This is a genomic window from Halobacillus campisalis (assembly GCF_030345335.1).
GTDB classification, from domain to species: Bacteria; Bacillota; Bacilli; order Bacillales; family Halobacillaceae; genus Halobacillus_A; species Halobacillus_A campisalis.
Window position 1 is genome coordinate 28,749 of record NZ_JAPVRC010000009.1, and the last position, 17,842, is coordinate 46,590.

Here is a 17,842-nt window from a genome sequence, read left to right on the forward strand (position 1 = left end):
GGCAAGAATAAACAAAATGTGAGTATAGAAAGAATTCATTTGATCTTCTATACTCACAATCTATTACAATTATATCAAATTAATGACAAACCCTGCACCTATTCCTAATAATACTACAGCCCAGGCAGGAACTTTAAAGAAGTGAAGACTTACAAACAAAACAGCGGCCAGCGCAAAATCAGAATTTGAAGTGATGGCACTTGTGAAAACCGGATCATAAAAAGCAGCCAAAAGAATTCCCACCACACTTGCATTCACACCCATGAGTAAACCTTGGAATTTGGCACGCTTTCTCAGTTCATTCAAGAAAGGCAGGGCAGCAATCAAAAATAAAAATGAAGGAAGAAAGATAGCGATCGTTGCTACAACAGCTCCTGATATTCCTTCGATCATTGTTCCTAAATAACTTGCGAACGTGAACAAGGGTCCTGGTACAGCTTGAGCCATGCCATACCCCGCAAGGAAATCTCCTGAATTGATCCATCCAGTAGGCACTACTTCGCGTTCAATCATCGGCAGAACTACGTGTCCTCCGCCAAATACAAGTGATCCAACCCGAAAGAACGTATCAAAAAGTTGGAGCAGCATATTGTCGGTAGCGCGCGACAAGATAGGCAGGATAGCTAAAAGTCCTGCAAGAATAGTAAGCGAAATCGCTCCAGCTTTTTTGGAAAACGTGACAGGAAAAGGTTCTGCTTTCGTGTTCGCTATTCGGGCAAACAATTTCAAGCCTATTATTCCTGCTCCTAATATAATGGCGATTTGCATCCAGGCCGAAGGGAAAAGCAGCATGATAGAGGCAGCAGCAATAGCTATAGCTATTCTGCTCGTATCAGGAGTTAATTTTTTACCTAAACCGATTAATGCATGCAATACTACAGCTGCCGCAACGACTTTAAGGCTCTGAATGAAGCCCGCGTCGCCAAGGTCGTAGGACTGGTACAGAAGTGCAAAGAAAACCAGTACAAGAATGGAGGGGACCGTAAATCCAAGAAAAGAAACGATCCCGCCTAAAAGTCCTCCCCGCAGCATGCCGATGGCGATGCCCACCTGACTGCTGGCAGGGCCAGGCAGGAACTGACATAAAGCTATGATGTCAGCGTAAGTCTTATCATCCAGCCATTTTTTACGATCGACATATTCGTCCTTAAAGTACGCAAGGTGAGCGACAGGCCCGCCAAACGAAGTGAGTCCCAGTTTAGTAGATGCAAATAAGATCTCTTTTAATGATCCTTTATGTTTCTTCAACATTCATTCCTCCTCTTCCAGTCGTCATCTAATACTTCTTCAGCAAGCTCGCGAACTTGTTGTTTTCCTTCTTCAAGTACACGTCTGCCTTTCTCTGTAATGGTGTAATACTTGCGAATCTTACCGTTGACGTTTTGTTCATACTTATCAAGCAGTTTGTTATCGTGAAGTGACTTTAAGGCAGGGTATAGTGTACCCGGACTGATATCATACCCGTGGGAAGCCAGTTCTTCTATAAGAAAAGCTCCGTAAATAGGTTCCTCGTTTGCATGGTACAATATATGGATTTTAATCGAGCCGAGAAAAAAGTCCCTGAGCATCACATCTGCCTCCTTATTTCGAAATCCGATATCATGATACGATAATGTTTATTAAAGTACAATAAAAAATACGTAAACTTATAGAAAGTTTACGTATTCTTAACATTTCTTTATTCTGTTAAAGCTTCATTTACTGCATCTAATGTCATTTCATGGGCGATAGCGCCATCGATTGTCCAGTGGCTGGGCTGATTCATCTCATATACTTGATCATTTTCAACGGCAGGAATACTCTGCCAGACTGAACTGTCATCAAGGATTTCAAAACCAGCTTCTGTTTCTTCCCCTATGAGAAATACGTGTTCTGCATCAAGCTCCCCGAGTTTCTCTAGAGAGATAGGGTTCCATTGTTCTTCCTGTTCCAATCCTTCGACGAGCTCAGGCTGCGTCAACCCTACCTCATCATATAGCACTTCTGCTCCATAGCGAGTTGATTCAAATAAATAGAATTCTTCTCCGAGTGTCCAGACAAAAGCAACGGACTCATCACCGATCGCTTCCGCCGTATTCGCTTTTACTTCTTCCACTTTATCATCAAAGCTTGATAAAACCTCTTCCGCTTCGTCCTGCTTATTTAAGATTTCACCCATTTGAGTGAGCTGATCACGCCAGTTAGAGTTGACTTCGTCTTCATATACATAGGTAGGTGCAATCTGTTCATATTCTTCATACGTTCCATTTTGCAAAGAAGAAGGAGAGTTGAAAATGATCAGATCAGGTTCCTGGTTAAGAGTCTCTTCTAAAGGCAAGTCCCACTCAATAGTAGGGACGTCTTCTAAATCGTCCTGCAAGTAGTCGAGTTTACTTTCGCCGATAGCCCATTGAGCAACAGGCTCTTCCCCTAGAGCTACTAAAGAATCTTCTAAGTAAGGGGCAAGGATGCGTTCAGGGTTGGCTGGAATTGTTACTTCTCCAGATGCATGTTCCAGGGTACGTTCTTCTTCCGTGTTTTCTTCCGAAGCGTTGGTATCCTCTGATTCATTGGATTCCTCTGCCTCTTCCTCGTTACTGCTGCAAGCGAACAGTGCAAGGATAAACAAAACACTGATTATGGATAAAATACTTTTTTTCATCGTGACGCTCCTCCTGTTTAATTCGTAGTAGGACCTTCTGACGATAATGATAATCATTTTCACTGAAAGAGTCAAGATTTACTTATAAATTACACTGTTAAATTTCCTTGTGATGTTCATAGTTTCGAGACATTCTGCCTGTTTCCGTTATGATTGACAGCGTATAGAGCTCCGGGAAATCACTCGCTTTCCGTGGGAGCGCAGTGAGCCTCCTCGAGCTAACGCTCTCCGGGGTCTCACCAAGCACTCTTTTCCCACAGGAGTCTCGCGATTTCCCGGAGCTCTTTGCCATAATTAGATGGTATATTTCGGATGTCGGATGCTGATTGTTATAACCATGCGGCCCAACACCTTGATGTGGAGCGCAATATTCTCACTGGACAGGGATAAAGAAGACGCTCCTTCTTGCAAAACGGGTTCATTTCTAGCTTATTTTCACGGAAATGAAAAGCCTATTGGATAGTTAGTTTTTCTAAAACAACCGGTTTAATTATTCTGCAAACGTTGGTACAAGAGAGTTTCTGCTTCTCATTTCTTAGTTCCGTCCCGCCCCGTCCCGTAATATAAGTTAGGTGGTTTTAGGAATGTGCGAGACTCCTACCTTTGAAAGCGGAAGCGCTTCGTTTAGCGGCGTATGAACTGGACTGAGCTGGCGGAAATAAAGATAATGAACGGTATAAGGGGGGGCGTTCATCTTATATCGATTGGTGTGGTGGAGAGGCTGCAAGACTCCCGTGGGAGAAGGATGTAGGCGAGATCCCACAGGGCTGCAAGCCCGAGGAAGCTCGCCAGGTCCCCCACAGGAAAGCGAGTAGCTTCCCAACCGCCCCTGACTGTTAATAAGGCAACGAACCCAGTAATCTCAAAATCAAGTCTTCCACGATATATTATATAATAATATATCTACCCCGTTTGCTTGAACAATTCAAGCATCTGCCATATACTTGATTAATGATAATGATTCTCAATATATAATGTATACAATGGTTGATAAGCTTTCAGAGAGGGTTGAATAAAAGTGGCTCAGTCAGATGAATTAAAAACAGAACAGCTGCCTAAGCGAATAGGGAGAGCTACTTTTATATTTATTATTTCTTGTATAGGCCTAGTTTTCTCGCTGGGAGCGTCAGTGGCTTTCGGTGTTTCAGATATTGAATTGTCTACGGTGTGGCAGGCGGTTGTTGCCTTCGACCCAGCACAAACGAATCATCAAGTGATTCAGGAATTACGTCTGCCCCGAGCGGTGGGGGCTGCTTTAGTAGGAAGCTTTCTTGCTGTTTCCGGGGCAGTCATGCAAGGGTTAACGAGAAATCCTTTAGCTTCACCTTCAGTCATGGGGGTAACCCATGGGGCGGCTTTTGCTTTGATTGTGTCTCTGGTATTTTTCCCGTCTTTATCCAATATAGGGCTGACGTTTGCCTCATTTATAGGAGCTGGGCTGGCTGTTCTATTAGTTTTTGCGGTCGGTTCTTTTTCAAGTGGAGGACTTACGCCTGTCAAACTTGCTTTAGCGGGGGTGGCTATTGGTGGAATGCTCAGTTCTTTGTCGACGGCAATCTCTTTGCATTTCCAAGTGGCTAAGCAGATGAGCTTCTGGTATGCTGGCGGATTAGCAAATACAGGCTGGACTTCGGTTCAGATTCTTCTCGTGGCGGGCGGTATTGGTTTGGTGATCGCCGTCGCTATTTCCAAGGCGATGACCGTACTCAGTCTCGGAGAAGATGTTTCCAAGGGGTTAGGACAGAATACGATTCTCGTTAAATCTCTTGGTGTCGTTGTTGTCTTTTTATTATCTGGAGCCGCAGTGTCGGTTGCGGGAACTGTGGGGTTTATCGGGCTCGTCATTCCTCATATTTCACGTTTTTTGGTAGGGGCGGATTATCGCCTGATTATCCCGGTCTCTGCAGTTCTGGGAGGGTGGCTCCTAGTAGCGGCTGATACTGGTGCTCGTCTCGTTAACGCTCCATACGAAACACCGGTGGGTGCAATTACAGCATTTATTGGAGTACCTTTCTTCCTTTATTTAGCGCGTGGGAATAGGGGGAATATGTGATGGGGCAAGATCGTTATCGTTTTACAGCCTGGATGACAGGTTTGCTGTTACTTATTATAGGGATTTTATTGATTAGCTTGAATATGGGTCCCGTCCAAATCAGCCCAGGTGACGTTTTTCAAACATTTATTGGCGAAGGCAGTGCTAGAGAAGAACTGGTTTTGTTCAATTTTAGACTGCCTGGGATTGTAATTGCCATATTCGTTGGGATGGCGCTCAGTCTTTCGGGAGCTATTTTACAAGGTGTCACAAAAAATGGTTTGGCTGACCCAGGTATTCTAGGTATAAACTCGGGAGCAGGACTGGTCGTCGTGCTGTATATTTTCTTTTTTCAATCATCGATGAGTTCTTTGAGCGGATGGGGGATTTATCTCCTGCCAGTATCTGCGTTATTAGGGGCATTTATAGCGGCTGCTATCATCTATGCGCTGGCTTGGAAAAAAGGTGTGGAGCCGATACGGCTTATTTTGGTTGGTATTGGCGTTAATGCAGGGTTTGGAGCTGGGTTGATTTTATTCCAAGTACAAATGAATCCTCAAGATTTCATGCAGGCTATGGTGTGGCTTTCTGGAGATATATGGAGCACCAACTGGCACTTCGTTTCTGCTGTAGTACCGGGCATCATTTTATTGATCATTTACGCTTTATTTAAATCCTCGGCTCTTAATGTTTTGAATTTGGGTGATGACTTAGCCATGGGGCTCGGAGCTCCTGTAGAAAAAGAAAGATTGATTTTACTAGTGATTGCTGTCGGACTTGCCGGCTTGTCAGTTGCAGCAGCAGGAGGGATCGCATTTCTCGGGCTGGTCGCTCCTCATATTGCGCGCCGTATTGTCGGACCTAAACATCAGGTGATGCTGCCTGTATCCACATTGCTTGGAGCTGCTATTTTACTGGCAGCAGATACTATTGGAAGTAATATCATTGCACCTGCAGAGATTCCGGTGGGGGTTGTCGTAACCATAGTTAGCACACCTTATTTCATCTATTTATTAATGAAAACAGCTTAAGGAGAGGTTTGTATGAGTGAAACATTTGATGTAATTGTCATTGGCGGAGGAACGACAGGGCTTTATACCGCATTTTATTGTGGGATGCGTGATATGAAAACAAAAGTGATTGAGTACCAGCCGCACCTAGGCGGTAAAGTTTCTTTCTTTTATCCAGAAAAAAAGCTTTATGACGTAGGTGGCTTTCCTGGTGTGACAGGAGAAGATTTGGTGGGGAATGTAGAGGAACAAGCGCTGAGTGTGCAGCCTGCTATTGTAACAGGGGAGAAGATTGAATCGATTGAGAAGCTTGAGGACGAGACCTTTGCCCTAACCTCCACGAACGGTGAAAAACATTATTCGAAATCAATTATAGTGGCTTCAGGTTTAGGTTCCTTTGATATGCAGCCTTTGCAAGTGAAAGGCAGTGATGCCTATGAAGGCAAGCATATTCATTATACGATTCAGCAATTGAATCAGTACGCTGGGAAAAAAACAGCCGTCGTATCCGACAGCAGGGTAGGAATTGATTGGGCGTTAGCTCTAGAGAAAGTGGCTTCAGAAGTTCACATCATTAATCATGGCAGTGATTTCAAATCAGTTTATGAACAGGATGTTGAGAAGCTGGAACAATCCTCGGTATATATCCACAGAAACTCGAAAGTAACAGAACTCACAGGGTCCTCAACTGAATTAAAGGGCTTGATTTTGAACGACGGTCAAGAAATTGAAGTGGATGATATTCTCGTATATGAAGGGTTGAAAATTGATAAGAGTTTATATGACCAATGGGGGCTTTCTACAGATAAAGGACGTATCCCTGTAGAGAGTGATATGAGTACAAATATTAAGGGGATATATGCCGCTGGTGACGCTGTCGTTTATCCTCACAAAACGATGCTTATCGGCTCGGGCTTTTCTGAGGCTATGACGGCAGTCAACGGGGCAAAAAAACATATCGATCCTAAAGCTAAATCACAGGTGTATAGTACCGTGATCTATAAACATTCGTAAAGTAAAATTAAAAACCGCCCAGGCAGGCGGTTTTTTTGTTATCTATAATTTTTTTGATGTTCCTTTTTTCTATTGAGGTACTCTTCATCTTCTCGAGCCTTTATCCATTTCTCTTCGAAAATTTTAGCGGATTCGGCTTTTTCTTCATCGATGTCCCTTTCGTTAACCTCGCCGTGCTTATTATATTTTTTCCCACCTTTATAATTGGCATAACGGCGAGAGCGGGTATACCCCATCTGAAGAAATTTCCTGGCCATATCCATTCCAACAAAATCATCAGCTTTTTTATATTCAAGAAACATGTCATAAATTTTTTGTGAAGATTGTTCAGCGATCTTTGGGGTTTTGAATCTCCAATGTTCCAGGATTTCACTTTTATACGGTTCCACCATAAGTACCCCTTGTTCGCCGCGGCCGACACGGTATTTCTCAGGGTTTTTTCTGAAATCAATGTTTTTAAAGTCCATCGAGTAATCAAAAGCCATTCGTCTGCCCTCCTTTTACCTCGTGTTTTCTATGCCAAACATATTTAAGTTCAAGTCCTTCGAAAGCTTCTTGATTAATGCTCCGCCAGCCGTACTATTTCCTTTATCATCAATCGCTGGAGCTACAACGCCTATGCCCATCACACCAGGGACAGAGCCTATGATTGTGCCGGACACTCCACTTTTACATGGAAAGCCAACTTCAACAGCGTAATGTCCTGAAGCATTATACATTCCGGACGTCAGCATGATCGCTTTCACTGTGCGAAGGTGATGCGCTGGAATAAGGGTGTTGCCATCTGGGTCGATCCCGCCGCGCGCTAAAAACAAACCGACTCTGGCTAGATCTTCTGCACACATCATGACGGAATTCATACGGAAATAAAGGTCGAGAGCTTCTTCCACATCGGTTACGATGGTGCCGGTGCTTTGCATAAAGTAAGCTAATGACCGGTTTCTCGCTCCATTAGCGATTTCCGACTTGTACACCGTTTCGTCCATTTGAAGCTCGTCATTTTCTGTGATATCTCTTAAAAACGTTAAATACCGATCAAATCTATTTTCAACGTTTTGACCTTTAATGAGCGAAGCAATGGAAATGGCACCTGCATTGATCATCGGATTGAACGGCTTATCGGAACCTGGAGCTTCCAAAGTGGAAATCGAGTTGAAAAAATCCCCCATAGGTTCCATCCCAACCGTTTGAAACACTCGTTCTTTTCCAAAGTCCTCGAGAGCCAGCATGAGCCCGATGATTTTCGACGTGCTTTGCATAGGTACATATTGATTGTAATCACCCGCGCGGTATATTTTGAAATCAGGGGTAATAATCGTGACCCCAAGCAATTCTTTCATCGTATCATCAAATGTGGGCAAGGCCGCGTTGACTGATCCGTTTGCAGCAAATGGTCTGCTATCCTCTATAGCTTCTTCAAGATATTGTGTACTTAGCTTAGTCATAAAAGTTCTCCTTCGAAATGTAGTAGTTTTATGTACCCTGAATCTGGAGACACGTAAACTTGCTGATGTCCGCTTGGACACAGAACAAGCTTAAAGTAGATAGTAAAAAAAGGATAAGGCTTTTTCGCCTCATCCTTTCCTATTGTTGTTTTAAGTACCTTTGGTCTTTTAAAAATAACCTCCAGAACAAAATGAAGGCAGGCACCAGGATTGCAAAACCAGCCGCATATACGACCAACAATTTATAAAAAATCGATGGGTCTGTAAAACTGTCTGCTATTGTTAAATCAGGATAGATCAAATAAGGGAGATGAGCCAACCCGTAAGCATATATGGCGATTCCATATTGAATAATGATGAAAGTCATGGCAAGACGGGCAAGTCCCTTACGGCCATGCTTTGATTTAATATACAGCGAAGCGTAGCCCAGAATGAAGAATGCAACAGACAAACCGAACCAGACAGGATTGGCTTCTATATTGTCTACGATCCAGGAAGCTTCTTCAGGCATCGTTCCAATTGTCAGCATCGCAATAGCTATTGAAATGGGACCCAGCCATAAAGCATGCTTGCGGTACGTATGATAAGCAGACCAATCCTCTGCTTCCTTAGAATAATCCATAAGAAAGACAGCGGAGATGAACAGTTCTGTAGTCAATCCGAACGCGATGTGCATGTACAAGGTAGGGTGCGCCAGCAATTTTCCGTAAAGCAGCTGAGGGTAATCATCGACGAATTCGACAAACCCCCCGAGCGTAATGGGAAGCATACTGACTAAAAGAGCGGGAATGATCAGGCCTGTGATACCTGAAGTTATTCTTAGGATATTTTGATATCTATTGGCGTGATTGGCGAAGACCATAAACGTCGTACGAATGGTCAATAGCAACAGACCCAGCCCTACAGGAACGAGCAGCAAACTGCTTAGCATCGTCGTAGCGAATGGGAAAAAACTGACAAGTGCTACGACGAAAATAACAAAAAACACGTTTGTCACTTCCCACGTAGGTGATAGGAAACGGTTCGCAATCTGTCCTGCGTTGGTACGGTCATCTTTTCCGTAGATCATCCCCCAGAATCCTGCGCCGAAATCTAAAGAGCCAAGCATGGCATAAATGAATAAAAGGCTCCATAAAATTGTAATAGCGAGCGTAGATGCTTCCAAATTCAGCCTCCTCCTTTCTGATGAGATTGTTATCCCTGAAACTGCATCTTACTTATAGGTGAGAGTGATAAGTATTGGGCAGATGTCATTGTGCAGCCAGGTCCTTCTCGACAGGGTTTCTTTTGAAGTAGTACCTCATTACAAACCCGGTGACGAATAATAAAACGACATATAAAGTCAAAAAAGTGAAAAGCAATATGCTGACACTGCTTGATTTAGTAGCAGCATCGGCTGTAGGCAGGACGTCCGTAATCGTCCAAGGCTGACGCCCAATGCAGCTGAAGCACCACCCAGCTTCTATGGCAATGACGGATAACGGCCCGCCCACAACGAGAAGGCCAAGCATCCAGCCAGGAAAATCTTTTTTTAATACAACCTTCCAAAAAAGAGCTAGAAAAGATAGGGCGATTAATAATGTACCTATGCCGACCATCACATTGAACAAAATGTGGACATATAGCGGCGGCCATAGTTCTTCAGGGAATTCATTCAAACCGATTACTTCCGTATCGAATCTGTCTCCTGCAAGAAAACTTAGAGCGTACGGTATTTCAATGGCATATTTCACTCTTCCATCTTCCAAAGAGGTGTAACCTCCGACAGATAGTGGTGCGTATGTCGTCGTTTCAAACAATCCTTCCGCGGCTGCTAACTTTCTAGGGTTTTGTTCGTGCAGCATTTGTGCGGTTTCGTGTCCGTTGATCGCTGTGCCTAATGACATGGCGGCTCCTAAATATAAGGAAATCATAAGAGCTTTCTTATGGTAGGCCCGTTCTTCATTTGATATATGACGTTTCATTAATCGTATGGCTGCAATAGAAGCCACAAGAAACGCCACGGTCATGTAAGCTGACAGTGTGACGTGTATAGCTGTCACGACGAAGCTTGGGTTGAAAAAAGCTTCCATTACATTCACATTTATAATGGCTCCCGATTCAGTCATTTCAAAGCCAGCCGGGGTGTTCATCCAGGCATGGACATCGGTAATTAAGATCGCAGAAGCGGTTGCCCCCATCGCAACAAAGAAGATACTTAATACACGAAGACCTTGAGGGAGACGATCAGCAGCATACAAATAAATCGACATAAAAACGGCTTCAATCAAGAAAGCGAATATTTCTAACTGAAAGGGAAGGGATATGACCTGCCCGACAATTTCCATGAAATTCGGAAAAAGCAAGGATAGCAGCACGGCTACAATGGTACCTGATGCAATCGACACAGCTAACAGTATGGCAAAACCTTTCGTCCATCGTCTGGCCATTAAAGCATAATCTTTATCCTTCTTGATCCAATACATGATCTCAGCGAGTATGATCATAATGGGGAGGCCGACACCAATTGTTGCATAGATGATGTGAAAACCCATTGACGACCCGAACAAGACTCGAGACATGACTACAATATCCATTACGTCACCTCATAGTTTCTGTTTCACAAATATATCTAGAATCATCCTGTCCTAAATGAAATGAAAATAAACATAAAAAAACCTGCAGTCTACGAAGCTGCAGGTGATGATTATTTTTGGCAAAGAACCATCCATTCATCAATGGTGAATTCAGTAATCTGATCTCCATCTCTTTGTATATTAAAATGTTCTCTATGGGATTCAGAGGCTTTCAGAAAATAATCTTGTACAGCCCGTACGCCTTTCTCGTCCGTGGTGCGGCGGGCCCACTCAGGAAAAGGCAGCTTTTTCTTCCTTGAAAGATCATTGATTAAGGAAAGTTTATGCTTGTTCAATAACGTCTTCCATTCAGAGATTTGTAAAGCTCGACAGTGACTTGGGTCACGCATTTTTTCAAATGTATTGTAAAAGCGGTCAAGTTCTCTATCTTCCGCAGCTACATTATCAATCATTAAGAACTGGCCGCCCGTCTTTAGAACTCTTTAGACTTCCTTAATAAATAGAGCAGGTTCGGGGAAGTGGTGAGGGGCGATGCGACATGTTACGGCATCGAAAGTTTCTTCAATAAAAGGCAATTCTTCTGCGTCCGCTGCGACATAATGAATATTTGGAAATCCCTTTAAGTGACTGGCTGTGTTTGCAAGCATTTCTTTTGTAAGGTCTGTAGCGAAGACGGTTTGCACAGCAGGACTGAGCTGCCTGGCAACGTGCCCGCCCCCGGTAGCGATATCAAGGACATTCCATTCGGATTTCGGTTTCAGCCACTCAGTAATCAAATCCAGATCAGTTTGGTTATTATGTGTAGCGCTCGTAAAATAAGACTCTTTATTTTTTGAGAAGGTTTCCTGAACCTTACGTTTAATAGAGTCAGACATTATACGCACCTGCTTTCATTTTGATGAGGTACTTTTATTATACGTGAGGTGGTGTGATAAGAAGAATACCGAATAATGATCACAAATGATAAGTTGAATTTATATAAATGGCTATGTTAAAGGTGGATGTTGAATTGATAAGTGAGTTATTCAACAATATGGCAGGATAGTGGAAGACTCGTTTTCAAGATAGTCTGGGTTCGTTGCCGTATTGAGAGTCAGGGGTTGTTGTGAAGCTACTCGCTTTCCTGTGGGGGAAGTGGCGAGGTTCCTCGGGGTTGCAGCACTGTGGGATCTTTGCTGTTCCGTCATCATGATGAGTGGAAGGTGGTTTTAGGAATGGACTCGCTTTCCGTGGGAGTGCGGTGAGCTTCCTCAGGCTGCCGCCTTCCGGGATCTCACCAATCACTCTCTTCCCACAGGAGTCTCGCCCATTCCTAAAACCACCTAACGTATATTCTTGACGGAACTAAGACATGAGAAGCAAAAACTCTCTGGTACCAACGTTCCCTACCCACCCTTTCATTATGAAGCGACTGCCCCGATCTCATCTCACCCGCGTGTTCGAGCTTCGACGCTTAGCGGGTTAACGATACTTCCATTATTTCTGTACGATAAGTCAACATCTAATCACGCCGTTCTTCGTGTTTCCTATATCTCCGACAGCTCAGTCCAGTCCATACGCCGTTGACCAAAGCGCTTCCGCTTTTACCAAGGGAGTCTCGCAGCTTCCCAACCACCCCAGTCAAAATGGAATGAACGAACCCCTTTTCCAGAAGGAGCGACTGCCCCATATTCTGACACATGGAAATGTTGCGTTCTATAGAAGACCTTTCAGCGGGACACTTGTTACGAGAATCAGCAACATAAAAAACGCGATTGCTTTTTTCTTAATGTGCCTTATAACCTCATGAGCTGACATGCTGCAACGGAAGTTTTCGTTACACTTAATCATCGCAAAGAGCTCCGGGAAATTGCGAGACTCCTGTGGGAAAAGAGTGCTTGGTGAGACCCCACAGAGCGTCAGCTCGAGGAGGCTCACCGCGCTCCCACGGAAAGCGAGTGATTTCCCGGAGCTCTACACACTATCAAACATAACGGAAACAGCCCTGATATCTCGAAACTGAGTCTTCCACTAAAGGGAGCTTATAAGAATATCAACACGGAACTTTAACAAAGCCATATAAAAAGAAAAACCGCCAGTGGTCAACTGACGGCTGAAAGTCATCCGGTCATTACATCTTCGTGCGGGTATTTAACAGGATCCGGCGTACTTTTCGCGAAAGCAAAAGCAAAAGTGAGCGGCCCTAATTTTCCGATAAGCATCGTCATAATGAGCACAACTTTCCCAATTAACGTTAAGTCTCCCGTCAACCCCATCGATAACCCTACCGTCCCGAATGCGGATACACACTCAAAAAGAATAGTTAGAAAAGAAGCATCTTCGGTCAGATTCAGTACAAAAACGGATACGATAATAACGCCTATACTTCCGATCGTAAGAGCTAGTGCGCGCATGACGAGGAAAGGCCTGATGCTCCTATGGTAAAGCACGACATTGTCTTTTTCCTTAAAGACGGCGAACGTCGCTAACAGGATAATAAGGGCAGTGGACAGTTTTACTCCTCCTGCGGTCGAAGCACTCCCTCCTCCTATGAACATGAGCGTGATGATATAAAAGAGGGAAGACTCCTCCATTTGGCCGATATCGATCGAGTTGAAACCAGCGGTACGGGGAGTTACGGCCTGGAAATAGGATGCCAGCCATTTTCCACTTGAAGACATGTCAGCCAGCGTGTCAGGATTATTGTATTCAAGTACGAAAATTATAATCAAGCTGAACACATTTATAGAAAATGTGCCGACAAGCATGATCTTAGTGTGCAACGAAAGGTGTTGGAATTGTTTTTTATTCCAAAGGTCGAATACTACAGTGAAACCAATTCCTCCGATGATAAACAAAAAAGAAATGACAATATTTACTACAGGGTCAGTTACGTAACCAGATAAGCTGTCAGACCATATAGAGAATCCCGCATTGTTGAAAGCAGAGACAGCATGAAAGACACTGGTGTAGATGCCATCCCTCCAACCCATTTCCGGCACCCACCTGAGGGAAAGAAAAACGATAGCAATGAGTTCAACAGAAAGAGAGAAAATCAGCAATCTTTTTATTAAGAAAATCAACCCGCCGATCGAGGTCTGATTCATAGCTTGTTTAATAAGTAACCGCTCTTTAATACCAATCTTCTTACCTAATACCATATAAATGAGAACGGCAAAAGTCATAATCCCTAAGCCGCCCACTTGAATCAATACCATGATGATACTTTCTCCAAAGGTGGTGTAAACGGATCCGGTATCTACCACTACCAGTCCTGTTACAGTCATGGCGGATGTAGCCGTGAATAATGCATCGATAAAAGAGATATCTTCTTCGGTTGCCACTGGCAGTAATAAAAAGAGCGTTCCAAAAAAGATAGCTACAGCAAACACGAGAATTAAAGATTGAGGTGGACTCAAATGGACGAAACGTTTCTTCAACAACATCACCGGCTGTCCTATAGAATGTTATTATTATAATCCAGTGGATTAGAAATAAAATAGGACTAAAGTAACGTTAGTAAAAAAAGCCTGCAGAGAAGTGAAGTTCTCTGCAAGCTAAACCTTATTTGATGGAAAATTCTTCGCGTTCTAATAAATCTTCAGGGATTTCTCCAATTTTATCCTGGTGGAAATAATCTCTGATCACTCCATCATGGAGATAGTTCGCAATGGCTACTATAGACATCCCTTGATCCAAAGCGAGATAGGCTTCTGTCACCTCACCGGTTTCCACGTTCACAGAGTCCAGAAAACCGTATTTTCCATAGGCATCATAGCTTTTTAATGTTTGAATGTTTTCAAACACTTCCATCGGTGCATATTCCAATGCTAAGAAAGTAGCGTGCGGGGTCACGGTCCCGTCTGACTCGTAACCTTCATGTCCAAGTGGAGTTGCACCAAATTCTTTGTAGTCATCCGGTGTAGCAGCTGGAGACATCCCCCACGCCTCGTACCCCTGTTCTTCTGCATATTCAATTTGTATATCAACATGGCGCTGGTTGTTTAAACCAAGCGCATCTTGCCCGAGTTCTTTTTCTTTCATAACGAGCTGGGGCATGAGGGCTTCAAACATACTGCCGCCCCAGCTTGGAACGAATTTCTGGTCATTGTACGTATAATGACCTTCAAACACTTCGATGCCATCATAAGTTTCTGTGTAGCCCTCAGGTATTTGAGATTGCCAGTCCCATTCAGGCGGCATAGTACGTTCCATTTCCCACCAGTGAGTTTTCGGAACATCACCTTTACCGATGGACAAGTAGCTCGCGACACGTGGTTCCGTGTAAAGAGCACCGTAGTGGTGGTCGGTCACACTCTCCACTTCGACATCATATCCTCCGTACATCTGTCCGACTTCTGGATCGTACAGGGTAGAGTAGTCCATAGCATCGACCAGTTCACTCGTTTGCTCGTTAAGTTGCGGGTACGCTTGTCCAGCAACTATAAGGCCGGCGGATAACCATCCGTTATCGACTGTGGATATGAATTGGCCCCAATCAGTCATAAGAGAGCCGTCATCTGTGTAATACCAGTTATAGTAAAGGCCATTCCATTTTTCCATATCTTCTAATGTATGTAAGGTTGTTTGTATTTTAGATATCGCCTCATCTTCAGAAAGGGTACCTGATTCTTCAGCTGCGATTGTACTCATGAAGTACATCCCAATATTAGTCGGGGACGTATGTTTCTGCGGGTCAATATCTCCACCATCTGTTCTTACCGCATCATATGTCAATCCTGTATCTTGATCGGTGAAATCTTCAAAATAAGTATAGGTTTTCTTGGAGATGGCTTCTAACTGTTTGGAAAGTGCCACCTTTTTGCCTTTATCAGAAGGGTGGGCCAGGGAAGTGGATGGAAATGCAGAGCTGAGCAGAAAAGCAAAGACAAGTATAAAGTAAAAAGCTTTCTTCAAAATAACACTCCTTTTTTAAATGAGCTAAGTTAAATGCTGTTGTTGATTTTTCATCCCCCTAATTTAAGAGAAGGAAAGGGCGAAGATGAACAACTCACTATGTCTAATTGGGTAGAGAGAAGCACCCATCCACTCTTAGCGCCAGCAATGAAGACGGTATTTCAGAATAGGATTTTGAAAAATCAACACATAGATTTAATATAGCTTTTGAATTAGTGAAACGTTTCGATTACAAGTATACATCAAATAAATGTAAGCGCAATCATATAAAGGGTAAAGTTCTGAATTTTTAAAAAATGATTAAAAAGTAATGGTTCCAATGAATTCAAGATTAAAAATCAAATTTAAATAAGGAGAAATTGGGTGAGAGTACCGCAAGACTTCTTCCGCCGGGGAAGTACTTTCGATTTCACTTTTGGTAAAAAGGGTGAAGGGGTGGCTCTAAAAAAGTAAGCAGGGAAATAGAGTGCTTGGGCACTAAAAAATCCGCTCTCTTTAATTAAGAGAACGGATTAGTGAGTGAATCAGCAGTATTGCTGATAAGCATTGGTCAAGTTTTCTACGATTTCTTCTACGTCATGATCTTCAATTTCTTCACGAGGTATGAAATGGACAACTTGCCCATTCTTTAGTAAAGCCATAGATGGAGAAGAAGGTTCATAGCCTTCAAAATAATCTCTCATGCGGCTTGTCGCTTCACGATCCTGGCCGGCGAATACGGTAACGAGCTGATCAGGTTTTTTCTCGAAAGCCAGTGATTCTCTTGCGGAAGGACGGGCTAAACCTGCTGCACATCCGCACACAGAGTTCACTACGACTAAAGCCGTACCTTCTGTTGAGCCGATAAATTCATCGACTTCCTCTGGTGTCGTCAATTCGTTGAATCCTGCCTTTGTCAATTCTTCACGCATGGGCTGTGAAACTTCTTTCATATAGGCTTCATATGGGTTCATGGATAAAACCTCCTGTTATTTTTGTTTGGCTGCCTGGGTCATCTGATGCCAGACGGAACCTTTCGCTTCTTCGCCGCCTTCAATTCGTTCAATTGCCATATTGATTTGCAGGCGTACTTCAAATTCGGGATCATTGCTGGCCTCTTTTAAAGCGGAGAGTGCTGTTTCATCTCCTAGTTCATAAAGAAACATAGCTGCTCTCCAGCGAACGAGACGGTTCGGATCTTTTAACGTCTCAATTACGTGAGGCATCGCCTCTTTGAATCCAAGATCGGACAAACAATCACCCGCTGTTCTGCGGACAGTGACCGTTTTATCATCGAGGGCTTTGTACAAGTATGGCAAAACCTCCGGCTCTTCAATCATGCCCAGGTACGCCGTAGCTAATCGGCGGATCGATGCTTTATCGTCACTTAGCGCTTTATCAAGGACCGGTAAATCCTCAGGGGTTGGGTCCATACGATCAAGCGCAGCATATCTCACTTTCCAATCCGGATCATCCAAGGTTTCTAGAGAAACCTTGGGAGCGCTGGGTTCTTCCTGTGCTTTATTCTCTTGATCAAACGCTTGTTCAACAAGCTGATCTAATCTTGAAGGCTCATAACTAGCGGAAAGTTCTTCTTTTACCTGTTCACCGATGTCATTGACATCTCCATACCGCGGACTCTGCTCCACCCATTTTCGTTCCATAATCATATTAGGGGAAGCAGGAGCAGCTTTCATAGCGGCTTCCGTGAAACGTTCAGGCAAGCCGACACGCTTCTCTTCCTCACCTTCTTCAAGCTTCACCTGCATCGGTATGTTTTTGAACATTTGAATAAACACTTTCACTTCACCAAATGCTTCGTTTTCCTCGGATTTTCCTTCAGATCCGGGTTGGGCCTCAGCTTCTTCTGATCCAAACACTTCACGTACTGCAGGAAGGATCTCTTCCCATGGTACCTTAGCTTTCCGTTCTAAAGCAATAAAATCGGCTACATGGTAAAGGCCTTTCACCCCTTCTATTTTAAAAAGGTCGGTGACAAACTCAGGTGCTTCGTCCAGCTTGTCTCCTTGTTTATAATTTCTGCTTTCTCCACTTGGGAGTTCTTCGTTCACATTTATTTTCATAGAGTGAGGACTCGGTGTCGGTTCTATCGACGTAATTTTCATGTGTAGTTCCTCCCTGACTTCTGGTTTTAATTATAATTTTATCAAAATAATCTTCTGACTTCCATTATGCCGGTAATTGGTAAAATATAGGTTGAATTCAAACTAAATTATATGTAGTGTTAC

The 17,842-nt window shown here is 43.5% G+C and carries 16 protein-coding genes; 3 read left to right on the forward strand and 13 right to left on the reverse strand.

Features of this window, described 5'->3' with window-relative positions:
• Window positions 1-69: 69 nt before the first annotated feature.
• The 3 genes from chrA to O2Q26_RS16055 form a co-directional block, all read right to left on the reverse strand.
• Window positions 70-1,251 carry a chromate efflux transporter gene (gene chrA, locus O2Q26_RS16045; RefSeq protein WP_289216858.1) on the reverse strand — a complete coding sequence of 394 codons (1,182 nt, stop codon included), beginning with the start codon at window positions 1,249-1,251 and terminating at the stop codon, window positions 70-72.
• Window positions 1,245-1,568 (reverse strand): PadR family transcriptional regulator, encoded by a 324-nt coding sequence (locus O2Q26_RS16050; protein WP_289216859.1) that lies wholly within the window; start codon window positions 1,566-1,568, stop codon window positions 1,245-1,247. The genes chrA and O2Q26_RS16050 overlap by 7 nt, the downstream gene beginning before the upstream one ends.
• Before the next feature lie 110 nt (window positions 1,569-1,678).
• A complete protein-coding gene (locus O2Q26_RS16055) occupies window positions 1,679-2,641 on the reverse strand; it encodes an iron-hydroxamate ABC transporter substrate-binding protein (protein WP_289216860.1) in 963 nt (320 codons plus the stop codon).
• Between the two features lie 1,051 nt (window positions 2,642-3,692).
• On the opposite strand from O2Q26_RS16055, the gene O2Q26_RS16060 reads away from it, so the two are divergent.
• The 3 genes from O2Q26_RS16060 to O2Q26_RS16070 are packed head-to-tail and all read left to right on the forward strand — an operon-like array spanning window position 3,693 to window position 6,697.
• Window positions 3,693-4,694, forward strand: a complete 1,002-nt coding sequence (locus O2Q26_RS16060) for a FecCD family ABC transporter permease (protein WP_390216750.1) — start codon at window positions 3,693-3,695, stop codon at window positions 4,692-4,694.
• Window positions 4,694-5,704 (forward strand): FecCD family ABC transporter permease, encoded by a 1,011-nt coding sequence (locus O2Q26_RS16065; protein WP_289216861.1) that lies wholly within the window; start codon window positions 4,694-4,696, stop codon window positions 5,702-5,704. Before O2Q26_RS16060 ends, O2Q26_RS16065 begins: the two co-directional genes overlap by 1 nt.
• A 12-nt stretch (window positions 5,705-5,716) precedes the next feature.
• Window positions 5,717-6,697, forward strand: a complete 981-nt coding sequence (locus tag O2Q26_RS16070; RefSeq protein ID WP_289216862.1) for an NAD(P)/FAD-dependent oxidoreductase — start codon at window positions 5,717-5,719, stop codon at window positions 6,695-6,697.
• Between the two features lie 38 nt (window positions 6,698-6,735).
• Here the strand turns inward: O2Q26_RS16070 and O2Q26_RS16075 are convergent, their stop codons facing one another.
• The 10 genes from O2Q26_RS16075 to O2Q26_RS16115 all read right to left on the reverse strand — a co-directional run bounded on the left by O2Q26_RS16075 (window position 6,736) and on the right by O2Q26_RS16115 (window position 17,719).
• Window positions 6,736-7,182, reverse strand: coding sequence for a DUF4385 domain-containing protein (locus O2Q26_RS16075; RefSeq protein WP_289216863.1), 447 nt, complete (start codon window positions 7,180-7,182; stop codon window positions 6,736-6,738).
• 15 nt (window positions 7,183-7,197) lie between these two features.
• A complete protein-coding gene (gene glsA, locus O2Q26_RS16080) occupies window positions 7,198-8,142 on the reverse strand; it encodes a glutaminase A (protein ID WP_289216864.1) in 945 nt (314 codons plus the stop codon).
• A gap of 139 nt (window positions 8,143-8,281) precedes the next feature.
• On the reverse strand, window positions 8,282-9,307 hold the full coding sequence (locus O2Q26_RS16085; RefSeq protein ID WP_289216865.1) for a cytochrome d ubiquinol oxidase subunit II: 1,026 nt from the start codon (window positions 9,305-9,307) through the stop codon (window positions 8,282-8,284).
• An 85-nt stretch (window positions 9,308-9,392) separates the two neighbouring features.
• Complete coding sequence (locus O2Q26_RS16090) at window positions 9,393-10,718, reverse strand: cytochrome ubiquinol oxidase subunit I (protein ID WP_289216866.1); 1,326 nt, start codon at window positions 10,716-10,718, stop codon at window positions 9,393-9,395.
• 110 nt (window positions 10,719-10,828) lie between these two features.
• Window positions 10,829-11,170: a hypothetical protein gene (locus O2Q26_RS19100; protein WP_352232260.1), complete on the reverse strand. Its 342-nt coding sequence runs from the start codon at window positions 11,168-11,170 to the stop codon at window positions 10,829-10,831.
• 30 nt (window positions 11,171-11,200) lie between these two features.
• On the reverse strand, window positions 11,201-11,593 hold the full coding sequence (locus O2Q26_RS19105; RefSeq protein ID WP_352232261.1) for a class I SAM-dependent methyltransferase: 393 nt from the start codon (window positions 11,591-11,593) through the stop codon (window positions 11,201-11,203).
• A gap of 1,224 nt (window positions 11,594-12,817) precedes the next feature.
• Complete coding sequence (locus tag O2Q26_RS16100; protein WP_289216918.1) at window positions 12,818-14,137, reverse strand: TrkH family potassium uptake protein; 1,320 nt, start codon at window positions 14,135-14,137, stop codon at window positions 12,818-12,820.
• Between the two features lie 124 nt (window positions 14,138-14,261).
• Window positions 14,262-15,614, reverse strand: a complete 1,353-nt coding sequence (locus tag O2Q26_RS16105; RefSeq protein ID WP_289216867.1) for a glucoamylase family protein — start codon at window positions 15,612-15,614, stop codon at window positions 14,262-14,264.
• A 524-nt stretch (window positions 15,615-16,138) separates the two neighbouring features.
• Entirely contained in the window at window positions 16,139-16,567 is a 429-nt protein-coding gene (locus tag O2Q26_RS16110; protein ID WP_253935770.1) for a BrxA/BrxB family bacilliredoxin, read from the reverse strand.
• 15 nt (window positions 16,568-16,582) lie between these two features.
• Window positions 16,583-17,719 carry a conserved virulence factor C family protein gene (locus O2Q26_RS16115; protein WP_289216868.1) on the reverse strand — a complete coding sequence of 379 codons (1,137 nt, stop codon included), beginning with the start codon at window positions 17,717-17,719 and terminating at the stop codon, window positions 16,583-16,585.
• Window positions 17,720-17,842 lie beyond the last annotated feature (123 nt).

Excerpts from the sequence above, each read along its gene's own strand:
- O2Q26_RS16115 (WP_289216868.1), bottom strand. The coding sequence starts at position 17,719 with ATGAAAATTACGTCGATAGAACCGACACCGAGTCCTCACTCTATGAAA.
- O2Q26_RS16050 (WP_289216859.1), bottom strand. The coding sequence starts at position 1,568 with ATGCTCAGGGACTTTTTTCTCGGCTCGATTAAAATCCATATATTGTAC.
- O2Q26_RS19100 (WP_352232260.1), bottom strand. The coding sequence starts at position 11,170 with ATGATTGATAATGTAGCTGCGGAAGATAGAGAACTTGACCGCTTTTAC.
- O2Q26_RS16055 (WP_289216860.1), bottom strand. The coding sequence starts at position 2,641 with ATGAAAAAAAGTATTTTATCCATAATCAGTGTTTTGTTTATCCTTGCA.
- glsA (WP_289216864.1), bottom strand. The coding sequence starts at position 8,142 with ATGACTAAGCTAAGTACACAATATCTTGAAGAAGCTATAGAGGATAGC.
- O2Q26_RS19105 (WP_352232261.1), bottom strand. The coding sequence starts at position 11,593 with ATGTCTGACTCTATTAAACGTAAGGTTCAGGAAACCTTCTCAAAAAAT.
- O2Q26_RS16065 (WP_289216861.1), top strand. The coding sequence starts at position 4,694 with ATGGGGCAAGATCGTTATCGTTTTACAGCCTGGATGACAGGTTTGCTG.
- O2Q26_RS16090 (WP_289216866.1), bottom strand. The coding sequence starts at position 10,718 with ATGGATATTGTAGTCATGTCTCGAGTCTTGTTCGGGTCGTCAATGGGT.
- chrA (WP_289216858.1), bottom strand. The coding sequence starts at position 1,251 with ATGTTGAAGAAACATAAAGGATCATTAAAAGAGATCTTATTTGCATCT.
- O2Q26_RS16070 (WP_289216862.1), top strand. The coding sequence starts at position 5,717 with ATGAGTGAAACATTTGATGTAATTGTCATTGGCGGAGGAACGACAGGG.
- O2Q26_RS16075 (WP_289216863.1), bottom strand. The coding sequence starts at position 7,182 with ATGGCTTTTGATTACTCGATGGACTTTAAAAACATTGATTTCAGAAAA.
- O2Q26_RS16110 (WP_253935770.1), bottom strand. The coding sequence starts at position 16,567 with ATGAACCCATATGAAGCCTATATGAAAGAAGTTTCACAGCCCATGCGT.